This is a genomic window from Mesorhizobium sp. USDA 4775, from assembly GCF_054062655.1.
This window is the reverse complement of sequence record NZ_JBSSFM010000001.1, coordinates 3,846,718-3,867,555: the sequence shown is the minus strand read 5'-3', so window position 1 is coordinate 3,867,555 and position 20,838 is coordinate 3,846,718. Positions and strand designations below refer to the sequence as shown.

Annotated in this window: 21 protein-coding genes and 2 pseudogenes; 5 read left to right on the top strand and 18 right to left on the bottom strand. The window is 62.0% G+C overall.

What is annotated here, in order from left to right; all coding sequences use genetic code 11:
- Nucleotides 1–118 precede the first annotated feature (118 nt).
- A complete protein-coding gene (locus ACVILI_RS18995) occupies nt 119–1,342 on the top strand; it encodes a bifunctional 2-C-methyl-D-erythritol 4-phosphate cytidylyltransferase/2-C-methyl-D-erythritol 2,4-cyclodiphosphate synthase (RefSeq protein ID WP_202360028.1) in 1,224 nt (407 codons plus the stop codon).
- Nucleotides 1,339–1,821: a CinA family protein gene (locus tag ACVILI_RS18990; protein ID WP_027046822.1), complete on the top strand. Its 483-nt coding sequence runs from the start codon at nt 1,339–1,341 to the stop codon at nt 1,819–1,821. The genes ACVILI_RS18995 and ACVILI_RS18990 overlap by 4 nt, the downstream gene beginning before the upstream one ends.
- A gap of 23 nt (nt 1,822–1,844) precedes the next feature.
- On the opposite strand, the gene ACVILI_RS18985 is transcribed toward ACVILI_RS18990, so the two are convergent.
- The 17 genes from ACVILI_RS18985 to ACVILI_RS18905 all read right to left on the bottom strand — a co-directional run bounded on the left by ACVILI_RS18985 (nt 1,845) and on the right by ACVILI_RS18905 (nt 15,639).
- Entirely contained in the window at nt 1,845–2,300 is a 456-nt protein-coding gene (locus tag ACVILI_RS18985) for a type II toxin-antitoxin system RatA family toxin (RefSeq protein WP_019858030.1), read from the bottom strand.
- Nucleotides 2,301–2,310: 10 nt separating this feature from the next.
- Nucleotides 2,311–3,276: a lipoyl synthase gene (gene lipA, locus ACVILI_RS18980; protein ID WP_019858029.1), complete on the bottom strand. Its 966-nt coding sequence runs from the start codon at nt 3,274–3,276 to the stop codon at nt 2,311–2,313.
- A gap of 137 nt (nt 3,277–3,413) precedes the next feature.
- Nucleotides 3,414–3,671, bottom strand: a complete 258-nt coding sequence (locus ACVILI_RS18975; protein WP_019858028.1) for a GlsB/YeaQ/YmgE family stress response membrane protein — start codon at nt 3,669–3,671, stop codon at nt 3,414–3,416.
- A 99-nt stretch (nt 3,672–3,770) separates the two neighbouring features.
- Nucleotides 3,771–5,216 carry a dihydrolipoyl dehydrogenase gene (gene lpdA, locus ACVILI_RS18970; protein ID WP_019858027.1) on the bottom strand — a complete coding sequence of 482 codons (1,446 nt, stop codon included), beginning with the start codon at nt 5,214–5,216 and terminating at the stop codon, nt 3,771–3,773.
- A 16-nt stretch (nt 5,217–5,232) separates the two neighbouring features.
- Nucleotides 5,233–5,868 carry an SGNH/GDSL hydrolase family protein gene (locus tag ACVILI_RS18965; protein ID WP_038646708.1) on the bottom strand — a complete coding sequence of 212 codons (636 nt, stop codon included), beginning with the start codon at nt 5,866–5,868 and terminating at the stop codon, nt 5,233–5,235.
- Nucleotides 5,865–6,281, bottom strand: a complete 417-nt coding sequence (locus ACVILI_RS18960; RefSeq protein ID WP_038646706.1) for a hypothetical protein — start codon at nt 6,279–6,281, stop codon at nt 5,865–5,867. Before ACVILI_RS18960 ends, ACVILI_RS18965 begins: the two co-directional genes overlap by 4 nt.
- Before the next feature lie 20 nt (nt 6,282–6,301).
- The gene (locus ACVILI_RS18955; protein ID WP_202360029.1) at nt 6,302–7,678 is read right to left on the bottom strand and encodes a pyruvate dehydrogenase complex dihydrolipoamide acetyltransferase; all 1,377 of its coding nucleotides are present in this window, start codon (nt 7,676–7,678) and stop codon (nt 6,302–6,304) included.
- Nucleotides 7,679–7,696: 18 nt separating this feature from the next.
- Nucleotides 7,697–9,082, bottom strand: a complete 1,386-nt coding sequence (locus ACVILI_RS18950; protein WP_019858023.1) for a pyruvate dehydrogenase complex E1 component subunit beta — start codon at nt 9,080–9,082, stop codon at nt 7,697–7,699.
- 15 nt (nt 9,083–9,097) lie between these two features.
- A complete protein-coding gene (gene pdhA / locus ACVILI_RS18945) occupies nt 9,098–10,135 on the bottom strand; it encodes a pyruvate dehydrogenase (acetyl-transferring) E1 component subunit alpha (protein ID WP_019858022.1) in 1,038 nt (345 codons plus the stop codon).
- Between the two features lie 193 nt (nt 10,136–10,328).
- Entirely contained in the window at nt 10,329–10,652 is a 324-nt protein-coding gene (locus ACVILI_RS18940) for an FtsB family cell division protein (RefSeq protein ID WP_019858020.1), read from the bottom strand.
- Nucleotides 10,653–10,809: 157 nt separating this feature from the next.
- Nucleotides 10,810–12,084, bottom strand: a complete 1,275-nt coding sequence (gene eno / locus ACVILI_RS18935) for a phosphopyruvate hydratase (protein ID WP_038646703.1) — start codon at nt 12,082–12,084, stop codon at nt 10,810–10,812.
- Between the two features lie 383 nt (nt 12,085–12,467).
- The gene (locus ACVILI_RS18930) at nt 12,468–12,833 is read right to left on the bottom strand and encodes a PRC-barrel domain-containing protein (RefSeq protein ID WP_019858017.1); all 366 of its coding nucleotides are present in this window, start codon (nt 12,831–12,833) and stop codon (nt 12,468–12,470) included.
- An 83-nt stretch (nt 12,834–12,916) separates the two neighbouring features.
- Nucleotides 12,917–13,120, bottom strand: coding sequence for a dodecin family protein (locus ACVILI_RS18925; RefSeq protein ID WP_019858016.1), 204 nt, complete (start codon nt 13,118–13,120; stop codon nt 12,917–12,919).
- A gap of 86 nt (nt 13,121–13,206) precedes the next feature.
- Nucleotides 13,207–14,067, bottom strand: a complete 861-nt coding sequence (gene kdsA, locus ACVILI_RS18920; protein ID WP_019858015.1) for a 3-deoxy-8-phosphooctulonate synthase — start codon at nt 14,065–14,067, stop codon at nt 13,207–13,209.
- Nucleotides 14,064–14,951, bottom strand: a complete 888-nt coding sequence (locus ACVILI_RS18915) for a VOC family protein (RefSeq protein ID WP_038646701.1) — start codon at nt 14,949–14,951, stop codon at nt 14,064–14,066. Before ACVILI_RS18915 ends, kdsA begins: the two co-directional genes overlap by 4 nt.
- 93 nt (nt 14,952–15,044) lie before the next feature.
- Nucleotides 15,045–15,335 (bottom strand): Dabb family protein, encoded by a 291-nt coding sequence (locus ACVILI_RS18910; protein ID WP_019858013.1) that lies wholly within the window; start codon nt 15,333–15,335, stop codon nt 15,045–15,047.
- Nucleotides 15,336–15,504: 169 nt separating this feature from the next.
- Nucleotides 15,505–15,639 carry a hypothetical protein gene (locus tag ACVILI_RS18905; protein WP_257784390.1) on the bottom strand — a complete coding sequence of 45 codons (135 nt, stop codon included), beginning with the start codon at nt 15,637–15,639 and terminating at the stop codon, nt 15,505–15,507.
- A gap of 272 nt (nt 15,640–15,911) precedes the next feature.
- Here ACVILI_RS18905 and ACVILI_RS18900 point away from each other — a divergent pair.
- From ACVILI_RS18900 to ACVILI_RS18890, 3 genes and pseudogenes are all read left to right on the top strand, one after another.
- Nucleotides 15,912–17,167, top strand: a pseudogene (locus ACVILI_RS18900) (class I SAM-dependent methyltransferase).
- A 111-nt stretch (nt 17,168–17,278) separates the two neighbouring features.
- Nucleotides 17,279–18,262, top strand: coding sequence for a glycerophosphodiester phosphodiesterase family protein (locus tag ACVILI_RS18895; protein ID WP_038646696.1), 984 nt, complete (start codon nt 17,279–17,281; stop codon nt 18,260–18,262).
- 153 nt (nt 18,263–18,415) lie between these two features.
- Nucleotides 18,416–18,727, top strand: a complete 312-nt coding sequence (locus ACVILI_RS18890; protein ID WP_148307372.1) for a hypothetical protein — start codon at nt 18,416–18,418, stop codon at nt 18,725–18,727.
- Nucleotides 18,728–18,743: 16 nt separating this feature from the next.
- On the opposite strand, the pseudogene ACVILI_RS18885 reads toward ACVILI_RS18890, so the two are convergent.
- Nucleotides 18,744–20,724, bottom strand: a pseudogene (locus ACVILI_RS18885) (bifunctional 2',3'-cyclic-nucleotide 2'-phosphodiesterase/3'-nucleotidase).
- Nucleotides 20,725–20,838: the final 114 nt, after the last annotated feature.

Genomic DNA, 20,838 nt, shown 5'->3' with positions numbered 1-20,838 from the left:
ACCAAGGCGCCGCGCGTCCTTCATGGCGTGTGAAGGAGGCTTTGGAGTTCATATTTGACGCACGATCTTTTCGGAAAACCAATTACACTTTTGGGGATCGTGCGCTAAGCCAATCGCCATGACTGACGGAAGTGAAAACTCGAGCGCGACAGGTGAGGTTGCGGTGGTGATCGTCGCCGCCGGCCGCGGCGCTCGTGCCGGGCAGGCCAACGGACCCAAGCAGTACCAGAATATTGGCGGCCGCGCTGTCATTGCGCACACGCTGGAGATGTTTCTGGCCCATCCGCGAACCGGCCGGGTCGTCGTCGCCATCCACGCCGACGACCACGAATTGTTCCGGCAAGCGGCGGGCAGCCAGGCTGAGCGCGTCACTGCCATCATTGGCGGACCGACCAGGCAGGAGTCCGTTCGGCTCGGGCTGCTTGCGCTGAAGGACCACGCGCCGGGCCAGGTTCTGATTCACGACGCCGTCCGCCCGTTCGTCGATGCGGAGTTGATCGATCGCACCATCGCCGCCATCGGCGAGAACGAGGGGGCGTTGCCCGCCCTGCCCGTCGCGGACACGCTGAAGCGCGAGTCGGCCGCCGGCGTGGTCGCGGAAACCGTTTCCCGCAGCGGGCTGCACGCGGCGCAAACGCCGCAAGGTTTTCCCTACGGGCCGATCCTTGCCGCACACGACAAGGCCTATCAACTAGGCAGGCTGGACTTCACCGATGACGCGGCCATCGCCGAATGGGCGCAGATTCCAGTCAAGCTCGTTCCGGGCTCGCCGGACAATGTCAAACTCACCTGGGCACGGGACATCGCCATGGCGCACCAGCGGCTTTCCAGCGAACGCACACATTTCCCCGACATCCGCACCGGCAACGGCTACGACGTCCACGCCTTTGAGCCCGGCGATCACGTTACACTGTGCGGCGTCGCGATTCCGCATGACAAGAAACTATCCGGACATTCCGATGCCGATGTCGGGCTGCACGCCTTGACCGACGCGCTGCTGGCGACCTGCGGCGCCGGCGACATCGGCACGCATTTTCCGCCGTCCGAGCCGCAGTGGAAAGGTGCAGCGTCGCGGATCTTCGTCGAACACGCGGCGAAAGTGGTGCGCGAGCGCGGCGGACGCATCGCCAATGCCGACATCACGCTGATCTGCGAGGCGCCGCGCGTCGGCCCACATCGCGAGGCGATGACGGCGGCCCTGTCGCAAATGCTGGGGATTTCCGCCGACCGCATCTCGATCAAGGCGACAACCAACGAAAAACTCGGCTTTGTCGGTCGCGAAGAAGGCATTGCGGCGATCGCCACTGCCAGCGTGGTGTTTCCCGGCGAGGTGCCGGAATGAGCAACGCCGAACTCGCAAACTCCCTGCTGCTGGCCTGCCAGCAACGTGGCATCATGCTGGCGACGGCGGAAAGCTGCACCGGCGGCATGATCATCGCCGCGCTCACCGACATTGCAGGCTCCTCGGCGGTGGTCGACCGCGGCTTCATCAGCTATTCCAACGAAGCCAAGATGGACATGCTCGGCGTTTCCGCCGAAACGCTCGACGCGCATGGAGCTGTTTCGCGCGAAACGGTCCTGGAGATGGCGGCCGGCGCGCTGGCGCATTCGCGCGCGAGCCTTTCTCTTGCCGTTACCGGCATTGCCGGCCCAAGCGGAGGTTCGGCTGACAAGCCGGTCGGTCTCGTCTGGTTCGGCCTTGCCCTGGCCGGCCAGCCGGTTGTCGCCGAGCGCCAGCTGTTTGGCCACAAGGGCCGCGAATTCATCCGCCACGAGACGGTGAGACATGCGCTGCAACTCGGCCTGCGCGCGCTTGGATAAGGCATGGACTCACTACTATAGCGTCATGCCGGCGCAACCCCATAGATGACGTCGGCACGCTTTTCGAAAGCCTCGGCGAACATGCGGAAGGCGCGGTCGAACATCGTGCCCATCAGCGCGCCCAGAATGCGGCTCTTGAATTCATAGTCGATGAAGAAGCGGACGGCGCAGCCGGCGCCATCGGGCTCGAAACGCCAGACATTGCTCAGATATTTGAACGGGCCATCGATATATTTCACGTCGATGGCGTTCTCGTCGGGCTTCAAAAGCACCTGCGTCGTGAAGGTCTCGCGGATCGCCTTGTAGCCGATGCTCATGTCGGCCAGGAGAACGGTACGTCCGTCACGCTCCTTGCGCGAGCGCACCGTCAGCGCTTCGCAAAGCGGCAGGAATTGCGGATAGGCCTCGACATCGGCTACCAGCGCAAACATCTGTTGCGGCGTATGGGCGACGCGGCGGGTGGCTTCGAATTTCGGCATTCAACCAGCGCTAGACCGACTTCTGAAGCTGTGCTTCCCGCGCCGCGCGCAGCCGGGCGAAATCGTCGCCGGCATGGTGAGATGAGCGCGTCAGCGGGCTCGATGCCACCAGCAGGAAACCCTTGGTCCGGCCGATCGTCTCGAAGGACTGGAACTCTTCGGGCGTGACGAAGCGGATCACCGGATGGTGCTTCTTCGACGGCTGCAGATACTGGCCGATGGTCATGAAGTCGACATTGGCCGTGCGCAGATCGTCCATCAGCTGCAGGATTTCATTTCGCTCCTCGCCCAGGCCGACCATGATGCCGGACTTGGTAAAGATCGACGGGTCGAGTTCCTTGACCCGCTGCAACAGCCGGATCGAGTGGAAATAGCGAGCGCCCGGCCGAACCTTCAGATAGTTCGACGGCACGGTTTCGAGATTGTGGTTGAAGACGTCGGGCTTGGCCGCCACCACGATCTCCAGGGCGCCGTCCTTGCGCAGGAAATCCGGCGTCAGGATTTCGATCGTGGTCAACGGCGTTGCCGCGCGGATCGCGCGGATGACATCGGCAAAGTGCTGCGCACCGCCATCGGCAAGATCGTCGCGGTCGACGGAGGTGATGACGACGTGGCTCAGCCCCATCTGCTTGACGGCATGCGCGACGCGCGCCGGCTCATCGGGATCGAGCGCGGTCGGGATGCCGGTGGCGACATTGCAGAAAGCGCAGGCGCGCGTGCAGATCTCGCCCATGATCATGAAGGTGGCGTGCTTCTTTTCCCAACACTCGCCGATGTTGGGGCAACCAGCCTCTTCGCAGACCGTCACCAGCTTGTGCGATTTCACGATCTCGCGCGTCTCGGCATAGCCCTTGGAGACCGGCGCCTTGACGCGAATCCAGTCGGGCTTGCGCAACACCTCCTGGTCGGGCTTGTGCGCCTTCTCGGGGTGCCGCAGCCGTGGTGCGTTGGCGATCGTGTCGAGGACAGTAACCATCTGAACCCTGGCTTTTCTCGCGACCGCCCGTCGGCGATCGTCACTTTATCGTCATCTAGGACTTTTCAGCACAAAGAAAAAGGCTGCAGCGGCGCATGCCGCTACAACCGTTTTCGCATAGCCGGGAACGGTACCGACTAGCGGCGCACCAGGCGACCGACCCAGATCAGCAGGCAGGCACCGATGAAGCCGGTGATCAGATAGGCGGTCCAGCCGACGCCGAACGGGCCGAAATTGAGGGCCTGCAGGATGGCGTTCAACACGACCGCGCCAACGATACCCATGATAATGTTCATGAAAATGCCGGTGTTGCTCTTCATGACCATTTCGGCAAACCAGCCTGCCAGGCCGCCGATGATGATGGCTGCGATCCAGCCCACGCCGTTCAAGTGCATATGCCTTCTCCTTGCGCGCGTAAAAATGCATGCGGAAACGAACTGCCTTGCCGCCGAGTTCCGGCGGCTTTCGCGGCTGAGTCTCCTGCTGCGAATCTATCATGCGTTCAAGGCGCGGCCATAGGCGTCGAGCACGCTCTCCTTCATCATCTCCGACAGCGTCGGATGTGGGAAGATGGTGTGCATCAGCTCTTCCTCGGTCGTCTCCAAGTTCATCGCCACGACAAAGCCCTGGATCAGTTCGGTCACCTCGGCGCCGACCATGTGGGCGCCGAGCAGCTGACCGGTCTTCTTGTCGAAGATGGTCTTGATGAAGCCCTGGTCCTCGCCAAGCGCGATCGCCTTGCCGTTGGCGGCGAACTGGAAGCGGCCGACGCGGATATCCTTGCCTTCGGCCTTGGCCTTGGCTTCCGTCAGGCCGACGGAGGCGACCTGCGGATTGCAGTAGGTGCAGCCAGGAATCTTGAGCTTGTCGATGGCATGCACGCCGGGGAAATTGGCGATCTTCTCGACGCACACGACGCCCTCATGCTCGGCCTTGTGGGCAAGCATGGGCGGGCCGGCGACATCGCCGATGGCGTAGATGCCCGGCACATTGGTCTTGCCGTAACCGTCGACGACGACGCAGCCGCGATCCGTCTTCACGCCGAGCGCCTCAAGGCCGAGATTCTCGATATTGCCCTGGACACCAACGGCCGAGATCATGCGGTCGGCGGTAATCTTATCGACCTTGCCGTCCTTCATCTCGATATGCGCGGTGACCGAGTTGGCGCCCTTCTCGACCTTGGTCACCTTGGCTTCGAGAATGATCTTCATGCCTTGCTTCTCGAACTGTTTTTGCGCGAATTTCGAGACCTCGGCGTCCTCGACCGGCATCACCGCCGGCAACAGTTCGACCACCGTCACCTCGGCGCCCATAGTGCGATAGAACGAAGCGAATTCGATGCCGATGGCGCCCGAGCCCATCACCAGCAGCGATTTCGGCATCTCCTTCGGCACCATGGCCTCGAAATAGGTCCAGATGAGCTTGCCGTCCGGCTCGATGCCCGGCAGCGCGCGCGGGCGGGCGCCGGTCGCCAGGATGATGTGCTTGGCTGTGTAGGTGCCCTCGCCCTTGACGCCCTTCGGCACAGGCGGCTGTGGTTCCATCGGCTTCTTGGCCGTCTTGGAGACGATGACCTCACCCGGCTTCGACAGCTTGGCTTCGCCCCAGATCACGTCGACCTTGTTCTTCTTCATCAGGAAGGCAACGCCGCCATTGAGCCGCAGCGAGACTTTGCGCGAGCGGTCGACGACGGCCGACGTGTCGACGCTGACCTTGCCGTCGAGCTTCAGGCCATAGTCCTTCAGATGATCGGAATAGTGCATGATCTCGGCCGAACGCAGCAGTGCCTTGGTCGGTATGCAGCCCCAGTTGAGGCAGATGCCGCCGAGATGTTCGCGCTCGACGATGGCCGTCTTGAAGCCGAGCTGGGCGGAACGTACCGCCGTGACATAGCCGCCGGGGCCGGAGCCGATGATGATGACGTCGTAGTTCTCAGCCACGGATTTTCTCCTTCAGTCACAATTCCAGCATGACGCGCACGACCGATGTCAGCGCCTTGCCGATGTTTCGCGTGTTTTCGGCATCGAGATGGACGCCGTCGAGCGGTGTGGTTTGCGCCACCGTGCCGGCGTCGAAGAAGCCGCAGCCGACTTCGTCGGCGAGCGCCGCATATTGTGGGGCGAGCTGCTTCGACGCCTCATCGCCGCCGGCAAACATTTCCCTGAAGTCGGCATTTTCGGTGCGGCTTACAACGGGCGGCGAGACAAGGAGTATCTGTGGCGCCGGCCAGTCGAACGGATAGTCATGACCACGCACGATGTCGATCAACCGTTGGATGCCTTGCTTGGCCGCGACCGGATTGCCGTGAATCCAAGGCTTCATGTCGTTGGCACCGAGCATGATGACGATCAGATCGATCGGTGCATGCGTCGTCAGCACCGTCGGCAACAGCCGCGCACCGTTGCGATCGGCACCTGCCAGATGATCGTCGAAGGCCGTGGTGCGGCCATTCAGGCCATCGGCGATGACCTGGACGCCACCGCCTAGACACGCCTGCAGAACGCTTGGCCAGCGGTCCTGCAGAGCATGGCGCCCGCCTTCGGCGTTGTAACCCCAGGTCAGCGAGTCGCCGTAGCAAAGCACCGTCTTCATGCGTTCACCTGTGCATTCATCAATCCGCGTCCCACCCGCCAGCGTACGAACAGCCAGTGAACCAGCACCGTGGACAGGTTTGGCAAGACCAGGCCGGCGACGATTGGAAGGTCACTTCCCCACTGGCGCTTGTCGACCGGCTGCGAGAACGTCCAGCCGATCAGGCCGAGCCCGACAAGCACGAACAGGACAATGGTGCAAAGGGCCAGCCAGTCGATGATCGCGGGTGCATTCGAAAAGAACTGCGCGACGAAAAACACGATCGTCACGACGATGGTGACAAGCGCGGACGCCATGAACACCAGAATGTATTCTTCCTGCGCGTCGGTTGCGATGGCCAGTCCGAGCGCGACCAAACCGCCGGCAAACCAGGAAATGAAAAAGGCGAAAAGGCTGGTGAAGAATTTCCGCACGAGCCTTTTCCTTTCCTTTCCTAGACCAGCATGCCCATCGGGTTCTCGATCAGCCGCTTGAAGGCGACCAGAAGTTCGGCGCCGAGCGCTCCGTCCACGGCGCGATGGTCGGTCGACAAGGTCACCGACATCACGGTGGCGATTTTGATCTCGCCATTCTTGACCACAGCTCGCTCCTCACCCGCGCCGACCGCCAGGATCGTCGCATGCGGCGGGTTGATGACGGCGGCGAAGTCCTTGATGCCGAACATGCCAAGGTTGGAGACCGCCGTCGTGCCGCCCTGATACTCCTCCGGCTTCAGCTTGCGGCTGCGCGCGCGGCTGGCCAGGTCCTTCATCTCGTTGGAGATGGTCGACAGCGTCTTTTCGTCCGCATGCCGAATGATCGGCGTGATCAGGCCACCGGGGATCGAGACGGCAACGCCGACATCGGCATGCTTGTGCTTGACCATGGCGCTTTCGGTCCACGAGGCATTGGCATCCGGCACCGCCATCAAGGCCATCGCCATCGCCTTGATGACCATGTCGTTGACCGACAGCTTGTAGGCGGGAGCCTCGCCCTTGTCGGTTCTCTTCATCGGGGCGGCGGCATTGATCTGCGTGCGCAGCGCCAGCAATGCGTCGAGTTCGCAGTCGAGCGTCAGATAGAAATGCGGGATGGTGGACTTGGCCTCGACCAGCCGCCGCGCAATCGTCTTGCGCATATTGTCGTGCGGGACCAACTCGTAGGAGCCGGGTTCGAACAGCTTCAGCACCTGGTCGTCCGACATCGCCTTCACCGCCGGAGCAGCGGCCGCAGGCGCGCCGGCAGGAGCCTTGGCGGCGGGAGCTGCCTTGGCGCCGCCGCCAGCAATCGCGGCATCGACATCGGCCTTCACCACGCGGCCATGCGGGCCGGTGCCGGTCACAGCCGACACATCTACACCGGCCTCCTTGGCGATACGGCGCGCGAGCGGCGATGCAAAGGTGCGCTCGCCAGTCGCATGGCCATTGGCGACCGGAGCCGGCTCTGCCTTCGGAGCGGCTGCGGCAGCAGGTTCAGCCTTTGGCGCCTCAGCCTTTGGTGCCTCAGCCTTGGGAGCGTCCGCCTTCGGCGCTTCGGCTTTCGCCGGTGCGGCACCGCCACCACTTTTTGCGGCGGCGCCCGCATCCTCGCCCTCGGCCGCAAGCACGGCGATCAGCGCATTGACCTTGACGCCTTCGGTGCCGGCGGGAACGACGAGCTTGGCCACCGTGCCCTCGTCGACGGCCTCGACCTCCATCGTCGCCTTGTCGGTCTCGATCTCGGCGATGACATCGCCCGGCGAAACCTTATCGCCCTCCTTGACCAGCCACTTCGACAGATTGCCCTCTTCCATCGTGGGCGAGAGCGCCGGCATGGTGATGTTGATTGGCATTTTGTCCTCCCGGCCGGTTCAGCGATACGTGACGGCTTTGACCGCCTCGATGACCTCGCCGACATTCGGCAAAGCCAGCTTTTCGAGGTTGGCCGCATAAGGCATCGGCACATCCTTGCCGGCAATGGTGATGACCGGCGCGTCGAGGAAATCGAAGGCGCGCTGCGACACCTGGTTGGCGATATGGTCGCCGACCGAGCTTTGCGGGAAGCCTTCCTCGACCACGATCAGCCGGTTGGTCTTCTTGACCGAAGCGATGATGGTGTCGAGGTCGAGCGGACGGACGGTTCGCAGATCGATGATCTCGGCATCGATGCCCATGCCGCGCAATTCGGCTTCCGCCTTGACCGCATAGGTCATGCCGATGCCGAAGGAGACGATGGTGACGTCCTTGCCTTGCTTGTGGATGCGGGCCTTGCCGATCGGCAGCACGAAATCATCAAGCTTCGGCACATCGAAGGACTGGCCGTAGAGGATTTCGTTCTCGAGAAAGATAACCGGATTCGGGTCGCGGATCGCGGCCTTGAGCAGGCCCTTGGCGTCCGCAGCGGTATACGGCATCACGACCTTCAGGCCAGGAATGTGACTGTACCACGCGGCGTAGCACTGCGAGTGCTGAGCGGCAACGCGGGCGGCAGCCCCGTTCGGTCCGCGGAACACGATCGGAGCGCCCATCTGGCCGCCGGACATGTAAAGCGTCTTGGCGGCCGAATTGATGATCTGGTCGATCGCCTGCATGGCGAAGTTGAAGGTCATGAACTCGACGATCGGCTTCAGCCCGGCCATCGCCGCACCGACGCCGACGCCGGCAAACCCATGCTCGGTGATCGGCGTGTCGACGACGCGACGCGGCCCGAACTCCTGCAGCAACCCTTGGGTGATCTTGTAGGCGCCCTGATATTCGGCAACCTCCTCGCCCATGACGAAGACATCGCCGTCGCGGCGCATTTCCTCGGCCATGGCATCGCGCAGCGCCTCGCGTACCGTGGTCGAGACCATTTCGGTGCCCGCGGGGATATCCGGGTCTGCGGCAACCTCGGTCTTCGGCGCCGCCGCTACTGGTGCGGAGGCCTCGCCCTTGGCCGCAACTGGCGCCGGTGCAGCCGTTTCAGCCTTGGCGGGCTCTTCGCCGATGCCTTCGCCGGCCTTGTCGGTGTCTTCGCCTTCAACCGCGAGCACGGCAATCACCGCGTTGACCTTGACGCCTTCGGTGCCGGCGGGCACCACGATCTTGGCAAGCGTGCCTTCATCGACGGCTTCGACTTCCATCGTCGCCTTGTCGGTCTCGATCTCGGCGATGACGTCGCCGGCTACGACCTTGTCACCCTCGTTCTTCAACCACTTGGAAAGATTGCCCTCTTCCATGGTCGGCGAGAGAGCGGGCATGAGAATTTCGATCGGCATGTCCTGGCTCTCCCCTTACAATACGATATCGGTCCAGAGCTCGGACGGATCCGGCTCCGCATCGTTCTGGGCAAATTCGGCGGCGTCGGCGACGATGTCGCGAACCTCCTTGTCGATGGTCTTGAGTTCGTCCTCCGTCGCCCACTTCTTCTCGGTCAACCGCGCCTTGACCTGTTCGATCGGGTCATGCTCGGAGCGCATCTTCTGAACTTCTTCCTTCGAGCGGTATTTCGCCGGGTCGGACATCGAGTGGCCGCGATAGCGGTAGGTCTGCATTTCGAGAATGATCGGCCCGTTGCCGGCGCGGCACCATTCGGTCGCCTGATCGCCGGCGGATTTGACCGCACGCACATCCATGCCGTCGACCTGGATGCCGGGAATCTTGAACGAGGCGCCGCGATGCGAAAAATTGGTTTCGGCCGACGAGCGCGACACCGAGGTGCCCATGGCGTAGCGGTTGTTTTCGATGATGTAGATCACCGGCAGCTTCCACAGCGAGGCCATGTTGAAGCTTTCATAGACCTGGCCCTGGTTGGCGGCGCCGTCGCCGAAATAGGTCAGCGAAACGTTGTTGTTGTCGCGGTAGCGGTTGGCGAACGCCAGGCCCGTGCCAAGCGACACCTGCGCGCCGACAATGCCGTGGCCGCCGTAAAAATGCTTTTCCTTGGAGAACATGTGCATGGAGCCGCCTTTGCCCCGTGACAGGCCGCCACGGCGTCCGGTCAGCTCGGCCATGACACCGCGCGGCGAAAGCTCCATGGCCAGCATGTGGCCGTGGTCGCGATAGGCTGTGATCATCTGGTCGCCATCGATCAGCGCCATCTTCATGCCGGTGACGACAGCTTCCTGGCCGATATAGAGATGGCAGAAGCCGCCGATGAAGCCCATGCCGTAAAGCTGGCCGGCCTTTTCCTCGAAGCGGCGGATGAGCAGCATGTGCCGATAGGCGGCAAGCTCTTCTTCCTTGGTGAATTCAGCGGGCTTGGGCGCGGAAAGCCCTGATTTGCCTTCGGATTTCGATTTGGCAGGCGCTTTTCTGGCTGCGGTGGCCATGCATCACTCCCTGTTGGCGTCTCTTTGCGGACATTGGGGCAGGATGAACTCCGCCCTGGGAAGATCAGCTCTCCCCACCGATTTATGCAAGGCTAACACGCGTCAGAGCGTTGCGCCATGACGAATTTGCATAGCTGGCATGCGCCTAAGCGATTAAAATCATTGAAAATATTGTCGATTAACTGAAATTCAGTTATTTCGATGAGGCCGGCAACATGATGGTGATTTCATCGGCCTGGGACAGATTGAGCGCCCTGCGCGCCTGCTCGTCAAGCATGTCCTTCTCCAGCGTGCCGTCATGCATGAGCCGAACGCGCCGTTCGAGTTCCATCCGGCGCGCCTTGACCGCATCGAGCTGAGCCTGCAGCGCAACCGTCTGGGCTTCCAACTGATATTTCGAATTGATGCCGAACTCGCCGTGATAGGCGTGGAAGCCGAAATAGGCCAGGAACACCACGCAAAGCGAAGGGATGATCAGCCGACCGGTGTTTCTCTGCTTGTGCTGACGCGTCCACATGACCGATTCCCCATGGCCGCAAACTCAAACGACCCGGAACCTTTTTCGCCTGATTGTGCTTAACGGACGGTTACGGAGACCGACCCGCGACAAGCCGAATGAGAAAGGGCGGGAATGATCCCGCCCTTCGTGCAGTATCCGAGCTCAATGTTTCGGATCAGCCCTTGATCACCGACTTGCCGGCGTAACGCGCCTGCTTGCCAAGCTCTTCCTCGATGCGGATCAGCTGGTTGTATTTGGCCATGCGGTCGGAGCGCGACAGCGAACCGGTCTTGATCTGCCCGCAATTGGTGGCGACGGCGAGATCGGCGATGGTCGAATCCTCGGTTTCGCCCGAGCGGTGCGACATGACAGCGGTGTAGCCGGCCTTGTGCGCGGTCTCGACGGCATCGAGCGTTTCAGTTAGCGAGCCGATCTGGTTGACCTTGACCAGGATCGAATTGGCAACGCCCATGCGGATGCCGTCGCGCAGGCGCGCTGTGTTGGTGACGAAAAGGTCGTCGCCGACCAGCTGCGTCTTCTTGCCGATCAGGTCGGTCAGGTATTTCCAGCCTTCCCAGTCGTCCTCGGCCAAGCCGTCCTCGATCGAGATGATCGGATAGTCGGCGGCGAGCTTGGCGAGGTACTTGGCCTGGGCCTTGGGATCGCGCGTCTTCTTCTCGCCTTCATAGACGTAGTTGCCGTCCTTGAAGAACTCGGTGGCGGCGCAGTCGAGGCCGAGCGCGATTTCCTCGCCCGGCTTGAAGCCGGCCTTCTCGATCGATTCCATGATGAAATCGAGCGCCACAGGCGCGCTCTTCAGGTTCGGGGCAAAGCCGCCTTCGTCGCCGACATTGGTGTTGTGGCCGGCATCCTTCAGCTTCTTGCGCAACGTATGGAAGATTTCCGAGCCCCAGCGCACGCCTTCGCGCAAAGTCGGCGCGCCGAACGGAAGGATCATGAATTCCTGGAAGTCGATAGGGTTGTCGGCATGGGCGCCGCCATTGATGATGTTCATCATCGGTACGGGCAGGATGTGCGCCTTGGTGCCGCCGACATAGCGATAAAGCGGCAGGCCGGAGGCGTCAGCAGCGGCCTTGGCGACCGCCAGCGAAACGCCGAGAATGGCATTGGCGCCGAGCCGGCTCTTGTTGGGCGTGCCGTCAAGCTCGATCATGGTCTGGTCGATATGGATCTGGTTCTCAGCTTCCATGCCGCCGATCGCCTCGAACAGCTCACCATTGACCGCCTCCACGGCCTTGAGCACGCCCTTGCCGAGATAGCGGGCGCCGCCGTCGCGAAGCTCGACGGCTTCATGGGCGCCGGTCGAGGCGCCCGACGGCACCGCGGCGCGGCCCATCGAACCGTCTTCGAGTACGACATCGACCTCGACGGTCGGGTTTCCACGGCTGTCCAGGATTTCACGTCCGACAATGTCGATGATGGCGGTCATTGCGATGTCCCCGATTGATCTGACGAAAGGTCGCGCCCGTCTTAGCCAAAGCGACGCAAAAGGCAATCCGGCCATGGCCGAATAGTGCCGCCTCCCCGATTCACGAAGCGCAAATTTCTGTCATCATAAGTCATGCGCCCGGACATGCATTTCGGGTTATGGCTGTTGTCGCGCGGGGCGAAACATGAGGAGTTTCGCCATGTCAGAGTTGAGCGGTATCGTGAGTTTGTTCCTGATCGCGGCGGCGTTCCTGACGTCGTGCGACACACAGCAATCGCCACCGAAGGCTTTCGAGCCCTTGCCGGCTTTGCACCTCAGCAAATAGCGTTGCCTTTGAATAAAAAGGGCCTCGTCGAAACGAGGCCCTTTTTATTGCGGTTGCCTCAATGCCAGTAGGGCGTGACCTTGTAGTACTCATAGGATGCATCGCGCGCCGCCTCGCCGTCCGCGCCGGCCAGTTCGTTGATCGAATAGGCGGGTGCGGCCTTCAGCTGCTCCTTGGAGAAGGGCACGACATAGCCGCCCTTGTCCTCATCATAGTCGAGACTGGCCCAGGGAACGGCGTGGTACTTCTCGCCGATGCCGAGAAAGCCGCCAAAGCCGATCACCGCGAACATGATGCCGTTCGACGTTTTGTCGAGCATGATGTCCTCGATGCTGCCGATGCTCTTGCCTTCGTTGTTGTAGACGGACGTGCCGATGACGCGCGAAGCGGCAATCGCTTCGGTGTGGCCTGTCTGGGTTGTCATGGTCTGCTCCTCATTGTCGTTGAACTCTGCTTTGACAATGAGGGGCGCGGGTGAAAGTTCCCGAGTTTTTCGGCGGCGACCAATCACTCCGCGAGGATGAAAGTCACCTTCATGTTGACGCGATAGGCAGCGATCTTGCCGTCCTCGACGACGATCTTCTGATCCTGGATCCAGGCGCCTTCCACGTTCTTGAGGGTTTTCGCCGCGCGGGCGATTCCCTTCTCGATGGCGTCCTGAAAGCTCTTCTTCGACGACGAGGTGATTTCGGTGACGCGGGCGACGGACATTGGCTTCCTCCTGCCAAAACGCTCATTTGCCGGCCAAGCGTACAACCGGTCCCTCGCAACCACAAGCACAGGCAGGAAGCGCCGGCTCAGCGGCCCTTCGCGATCCGGTCGAAAGCCATCAGCCTTTCCAGGAGCGCCGGCATATCCTTCAGCGGCAGCATGTTGGGCCCATCGGAAGACGTCGAATTGTCGGGATCCTGGTGGGTCTCGATGAAGACACCGGCGACGCCAACGGCGACGGCCGCACGAGCCAGCGTCTCGACAAAGCGGCGCTCGCCACCAGACGAGCCGCCCTGCCCGCCCGGCTGCTGGACCGAATGCGTGGCGTCGAAGATCACCGGCGCGCCGATCTCGGCCATGACAGGCAGAGCGCGCATATCAGACACCAGCGTGTTGTAGCCGAAGGACGCGCCGCGCTCGGTGGTCAGAACGTTGGCGTTGCCCGAACCGGTGATCTTCGCGACCACGTTCTTCATGTCCCAGGGCGCGAGGAACTGCCCCTTCTTCACGTTGATGACCTTGCCGGTTTTCGCGGCGGCGACCAGCATGTCGGTCTGGCGCGACAGGAAGGCCGGGATCTGCAGCACATCGACATGCGGCGCGACGATCGCGCACTGTTCCTCGGTGTGGACATCGGTCAGCACGGGAAGCGAAAATTCCTTGCGCAATTCGTCGAAGACCGGAAGTGCGGCATCCATGCCAGCGCCGCGCGTTGCCGACAGCGAGGTGCGGTTGGCCTTGTCGTAGCTGGTCTTGTAGACGAGGCCGATGCCGAGCTTGGCCGTCAGCTCCTTCAGCGCACCGGCCATGTCGAAGGCATGCTGGCGCGATTCGAACTGGCACGGGCCGGCGATCAGCGCCAAGGCCGCCTTGTTGTCGAAGACGACATTACCGACCGTTACCGACGAATTGGGCGCCATCGAATTGGGCACTTGGGGCTTGTTCATTGTATCTCCCGGAAGATGAAAGCCGCGCCCTGTCCGGATGCCGGCCGCACGACAATATCAGCGCCTGCTATATCGTGCTGTATAGCATTGGCTGCAAGCAGGCTCGACGCGGCATCGATGCTGCGGACCGCAAAGACGATCGCGGCGAAGCGGAGCTTTGTGGATGAACCCGCCGGGATGCCAAAGCGAGCGGTGAAAGATTTGGGGTCAAGCACGCTCAAGGTTGCATTCGGCAGGAGAAACGCGCCGTCCTTAGCGCCGGCAGGATCGTTCACCGCCACGGAAACCAGCCTGCTCTGTTCGGTAGGCTGGTCACTGACCGCCACCACCTCGAGGATTCCGCTGGCTCTGTTGGCATGAGCCTGCAAGGCCGCACGGTCCACCTTTGGCGCATTGATCCGCTGGCAGGCGAACAGGAACGCGTCGGGTGCTCCACGGGTCGCGGCAAAGGCGAGCTTGAACGATGCGGTATCGCTCTTGCCCGACGTATCAGTGAAAGCGCGCGAAAAGCTCAGTGTGTCTCCCGCCGACAGACCGGCGTCGACAAAGCGTGCATGGTCGGTATCGGCATTGTCGGTCCCCAGGACCACAGCCGAAAACCCCTCATCGCCGCGGCTGTCGCGATAGAGGCGGTCGCGCGCGACGAAGACGTTGCCGGCGGCCGTCGCGTCGATCGCCGCCTGTTCATTGCCGATCGCGAGCGGCTCCAGATAGGTGCCGTCAGCGAGGAAAACGCAGCAGTTTTCCGTTCCAAAGGGATGGATACCGGTCGGCGCGACGACGAAGCCCAGCGCAGCGAGCCGGGCTCGCGCCACCTCGAGGCTCCCGGTCGGCAGAACGAGATGGTCAAGCGGATGCGTGCCGGTGGTTGGTCTGTCGGTCATCAGGCGCGGTGTGCATCATTCCAAAGAGCGGTTCAAGGCCATTTCCCCTCGGCGGCCGCCGGGACTTGTCGAGATCCAGAACCGCGCCCGGGATCAGCTGCCGGCCACGACATCGGCGGAATAGCGCAGTTCGCGCAAAGGTTTGACCTTGGCTGTGGTCTGCGCATAGAGCGGATGCGCCTTGTAGGCGGCCAGCGCCGCGTCATCGGGAAATTCGGCGTAGACGACGACATCAACTTCGTCCGACAGCGGGTCGACCTTGGTGTTCAAAGTGACCTCGAAGAGACTGGAATGAGGAATGTTGCCGAGCTCCAGCAGCCCGCTGCGCACTGCCTCCACATCCTCCTTGCGCCGTGCGCTGAAGAAAACGATATGCCGGATCAATCCCGCCTCCTCGATCTGAATGCCGGGGTCTTTTGTGACGGCGGTTTCCTCGCGTCAACCGTTCATGGCGCCACGCGTCTTTGCGACGCGCCTCAACGGTGCGGGACCTGATCAAGCAGCAACGGGCACGTCGCACGACGCGCCAGGTTGCTCTCTTCGGGCGGGATATTCAGGCCTTGCCGGTGACGTAACGCACGACGTGGTTGAGCTCCCTGACCGAAATGTCGAGATACCGGCCTTGATTGTAGAGACCGTCCCAGATCAGGAAGAACGCGATTGCCGCAATGACGATTACATAACGCATGGCTAAAGCTATCGCACATGCGCTGCGGCGGCCATAGACGTTTTTGATTGTGGACAGCAGCATTACGCAAGGCCCAGATGCCACGTGGCACAGCCCAGCCAGTGGCCTGCCTCTTGAAGTTCCCCCTCATCACGTGGAAGATTGTGGCAGGCATTCACTGGGAAGCACTGGGAGCTCCCGGGACCAGGCAAGACGTTCGAACCTGGCGAATGATCCAAGAGAACCGTGACCCGGCAATTTGCGCCGGCACCACGGAAATCCAGGGGCATGAAATGGCAGACGGGGACCATCATAGCGTAGCGCCGGGCGAAGCGGTCAGGCTCGACGAGTTCAATTTCGCCGAGATCGTCAAGGGCCTGCCGGCCAAGGCGCGCATGGTGCTGTCGGCGGCGATGAACCTGCCGCGCGGTTCGCTCAAGGTCAGGATGCCGGATGGCCGAGCCGTTCTGGTTGGCGGCAAGGGACCCGGCCCGGACGCCGAGCTGGTGCTCAAGAACTGGCGCCTGCCAGGCCGCGCCTTTTCCGGCGGCACGATCGGCGTTGCCGAATCCTACATGGACGGCGATTGGGAAAGCCCTGACGTCACCAGTTTCCTGGAATTGTTCGTGGTCAATTCGGCGATCGGCGAACGCGTCGCCGGCGGCGCCAGCTGGCTCATCAACACCGTCCAGCGCATCCGCCACTGGTTCAACGAGAACACACGCACCGGTTCGAAGCGCAACATCTCCGCGCATTACGATCTCGGTAACGCCTTCTACAAGGAATGGCTCGACCCGAGCATGACCTATTCCTCGGCGCTCTACACGCATGGCGCCAACGACCTGGAGAGCGCCCAGGCCGCCAAATATCGGGCGCTGGCCAGGGACACGGGTATCGGCCGAAAGGATCATGTGCTGGAGATCGGCTGCGGCTGGGGCGGTTTTGCCGAATTCGCGGCGCGCGAAATCGGCTGCCGCGTGACCGGGCTGACGATCAGCCGCGAACAGCACGATTTCGCCAAGGCACGCATCGCCAAGGCGGGACTTGCCGACAAGGTCGACATCAAGCTGCAGGATTACCGCGACGAAACGGGAACTTACGACCGCATCGCCTCGATCGAGATGTTCGAAGCGGTCGGCGAGAAATACTGGCCTGTGTTCTTCTCGAAGATGAAGTCCTGCCTGAGGCCCGGCGGCACTGCGGGCCTGCAGATCATCACCATCAACGAGGCGCCTACGACACCTATCGCGCCAGGCCGGATTTCATCCAGCGGTATGTGTTCCCGGGCGGCATGCTGCCGACACCGTCGATCCTGAAGTCGCTCGGCAAGGATCATGGCCTTGCGCATCTGCGCGAGCGCGTGTTTCCCGATGACTATGCGCGCACGCTCGCCGAATGGCGCAACCGTTTCTGGGGATCCTGGGAGAAGATCGTGCCGCTCGGCTTCGACGATCGCTTCAAGAAGCTCTGGGAGTTCTACCTGCACTATTGCGAAGCCGGTTTCCGCGCCAGCTACATCGATGTGCGGCAAGTGGTCTACAAGGCCTAGGTCGCCACGAACTGCCGATGTCGGGCCTGATCTCGACATCGCCCTGTGACCGCCGTCAAAAAGTCCGATCCTCAAGCAGGATGTCGCCCGGGACAGGCGAATCGAAAAATCATGCGCAAACGGACTATCTTCTTCACGTGCGTCACCGTCGCCTTGGGAGGTATCTGGCTCAACAACAGCTCATTGCTGTCGAGCCGTCCTGCCGGCTTTCCGGCAGTACTTGCCCATCGCGGTCTTGCCCAGGATTTCGACCGCACGGATCTTGGGTCCGACACATGCACGGCCAGTCGCATGCTGCCGCCGCGCCATGCCCACCTCGAGAACACGATCGCCTCGATGGAAGCTGCCTTCGCGCTTGGCGCGGACGCGCTCGAACTCGATGTCCACCCGACGACGGACGGCAAGTTCGCTGTCTTCCACGACTGGACGCTGGATTGCCGGACCGAAGGCAAAGGCGAGACCCGCGGCCATTCCATGACCGAGTTGAAGACGCTCGACATCGGCTACGGCTACACGGCCGATGGCGGCAAGACCTACCCGTTTCGCGGCAAGGGGATCGGTATGATGCCGTCGCTAGACGAGGTCCTGTCGCACTTCCCGGCTCGCCGCTTCAACATCAACGTCAAGAGCAACGATCCCCATGAAGGCGAGGCGGTGGCTGACTGGCTCGCCAAGCTGACGCCCGCGGAGCGCGGCTACCTTTCGGTCTATGGCGGCGACAAGCCGATTGCCGCGGTCAAGGCGGCGCTGCCGGACATGCATACGCTGAGCCGGGCGTCGCTCACGCAATGCATCGCACGATACGCCGCGCTGGGGTGGAGCGGATATGTTCCGGATGCCTGCCGCCAGGGCATATTGCTGATCCCCATCAACGTCGCCAAATGGATGTGGGGTTGGCCCGACCGTTTTCTCGACCGCATGCAGGACGTCGACACGCGCGTCTACCTACTCGGCCCCTATTCGGGCGGCGGTTTTTCGCAAGGGCTGGACGATCCCCAACTCATCAACCAATTGCCGGATGGCTATTCCGGCGGCATTTCCACGGATGCGCTGGATCGCGTCATGCCTGTGATCAAGCAGCGTTTTGCATCCTAGGCCAGCCGGCCCGCTGTTGTGCCCCTTCACCCCCTTCGATCGCAACCTCTTGATGCGAACGTGATGAAACCGGGATCACGCGGCTATCGTTTCGACGCATCCGACGCCCGCGCCCAACCCAACGCCGAGCGCCTCTGATCATAGGAGGCTTCCTTGAAGCGAACTGTCACCGCCATTGCCATCCTGCTTGCCGCCCTGTCCGCTGCCGAAGCACGGCGCGTAGTTCCACCAACAGTCATGAATGATCCGCTGGGCCGCAGCCTCAGCCCAGCCTTGACGCCTGGTGCGAGCGATCTCATCGACAACACGCCAACCTCGACCATCCACGAGGTGCACACTCCGGCCGGTATGTCGCCCCTGACCGTGCCCAGCGACCCGACTGGCACGTCCCTCGAGCCAACGCAGCCAATCAGCCCGCAAGCCCCCGCGACGGCCTTGCCGCTGGCGCCGGCGCCTGCAAACTGACGCCGTGCGATGCGGATCAGAGAAGGATGCGATATCTAGCGAACCCCGCTTCGCCCTCGCCCGCCGGTTCAATCTTCAGCGACTTCATATCGGCAATGAAATCCTTTGCCCTGACGCCTGTCTCGAACACGACGCTGGTTCCCGGCAGCGGTGCGAACGACCAGTTGCCGTCGGCCGACGGGTTGATCGTGCCCTGGCTCACAATGTAGCGAACGATGACGTCGCGGTTGGTGTCCGGCGCCTCATAGATGATCTTCGAGGCATTGATATCGGGGAAATTGCCGCCGCCGCCGGCTCGGTAGTTGTTGGTCGCGACGACGAATTTCTGATTGGGATCAATTGGTTTTCCGTCGAACATCAAGTCGACGATGCGGTTGGCGCCGGCGTTCGCCACTCCGCCTTTGGCATCATATTTCGGCGGCTGCGACAGATCGATCTTGTAGGAGACGCCATCGATGACGTCGAAATTGTAGGACGGGAAATCGGTGTTTATGAGCGCCTGGTCGGCCTTCCCCACCTCGATCTTGTTGAAGATGCCGGCCGACATCTCCAGCCATTCCTTCACCTGCGCCCCCGTGATCTCAACGGCCCGCACGGTGTTCGGATAGAGATAGAGGTCGGCGACGTTCTTGATGGCGATGTCGCCGGCCGGCACGTCGGTGTAGTAGTCGGCGCCGTTGCGCCCACCGGCCTTGAAGGGAGCAGCGGCCGACAGCAGCGGCACGTCCTTCCACTGCGTGTTTTTGAGAATATCCTTCAAGTACCAGGTCTGCGCCTGGCTGACGACCTGCACCGACGGATCGTCGGCGACCAGCGCGAAATAGGAATAGAGCGGCGCGGAGGTCATTGCCGACCGGACGGCGCACATAGGCCAGGGTCGCCTGATGGTCCTGTTCGAGGGCGGCGATGATGCGCTTGTCGTCAGGAACAGTCGGCTTGTTCTTGTTGTCGACGCGCTCGAAGATCGGCCGCGCCTCGGAGGTCGCGGAGACGACCTTCCATTTCGATCCGTCACGCTCCAGCATGAGGTCGATCAGACCCATATGCGAGCCCCAGAAGCCGCCCATCACGGCGGGCTTGCCCTGCAGCGTGCCTTTCTGCGTGTCGACGCCTTCGAGCGACTGGAAGTCCTTCTTGCCGGGGAACACCAGATGCTGGTGGCCGGTGAAGACGGCATCGATGCCATCGACACCGGCAACGAAGAACGAGGCGTTCTCCATCATGTCGCCCTGCTTCACGTCGATGCCGGAATGCGAGAGCGCGATGACGATGTCGGCGCCTTCTTCCTTCATTTGCGGCACCCAGGCCTTGGCCGCCTCGACGATGTCTCGCGTCTTGACGTTGCCTTCGAGATTCTTGAGGTCCCAGACCATGATCTGCGGCGGCACGAAGCCGATGATGCCGATCCTGATCGGCTGCTCGGCGCCCGAACCATCCTTGATCTTCTTGTCGAGGATCACATACGGCTTGAGATAGAGCTTGTCGTCGCGCGGGTTGGCGGCAAGCTCCGTGCCGCGGATCAGATTGGCGCAGACGAAGGGGAAATTGGCGCCCGCCAGCACCTTGTCCAGGAAAGACAAGCCATAGTTGAATTCGTGGTTGCCGAGCGTTGAGCACTCGTAGCCAAGCAGGTTCATGCCTTTCATGATCGGATGCAGATCGCCGTCCTTCAGGCCTTTTTCGTAGGCGATGTAGTCGCCCATCGGATTGCCCTGCAGCAGGTCGCCATTGTCGATCAGGATCGAATTGACGGCTTCCTTCCGCACCGCGTCGATCAGCGACGCCGTGCGCGACAGGCCCATCGTGTCGTTGGCTTTGTCGGCGTAGTAATCATAAGGCAGCACGTTCACATGGATGTCGGTGGTTTCCATGATCCGAAGATGCGCCTGGTTGGCCTGCGCCCGGGCGGAGAAGGGATGAAGCACGATCAGCGCCCCTGTGGCTGCGGCGCCGGCGAGGAAACCGCGGCGGGAGACGGGATGGAGCAGTTGCGACATGTTCTCTCCTCATTGACAACGTGACATGCCCTGCCCGCAGCGAACTTCGCGCCGAATTCGGCTCAAGTCCACTCAACAAGTCGCGCGCATCCGCACATCAATCCATCAGCGAGA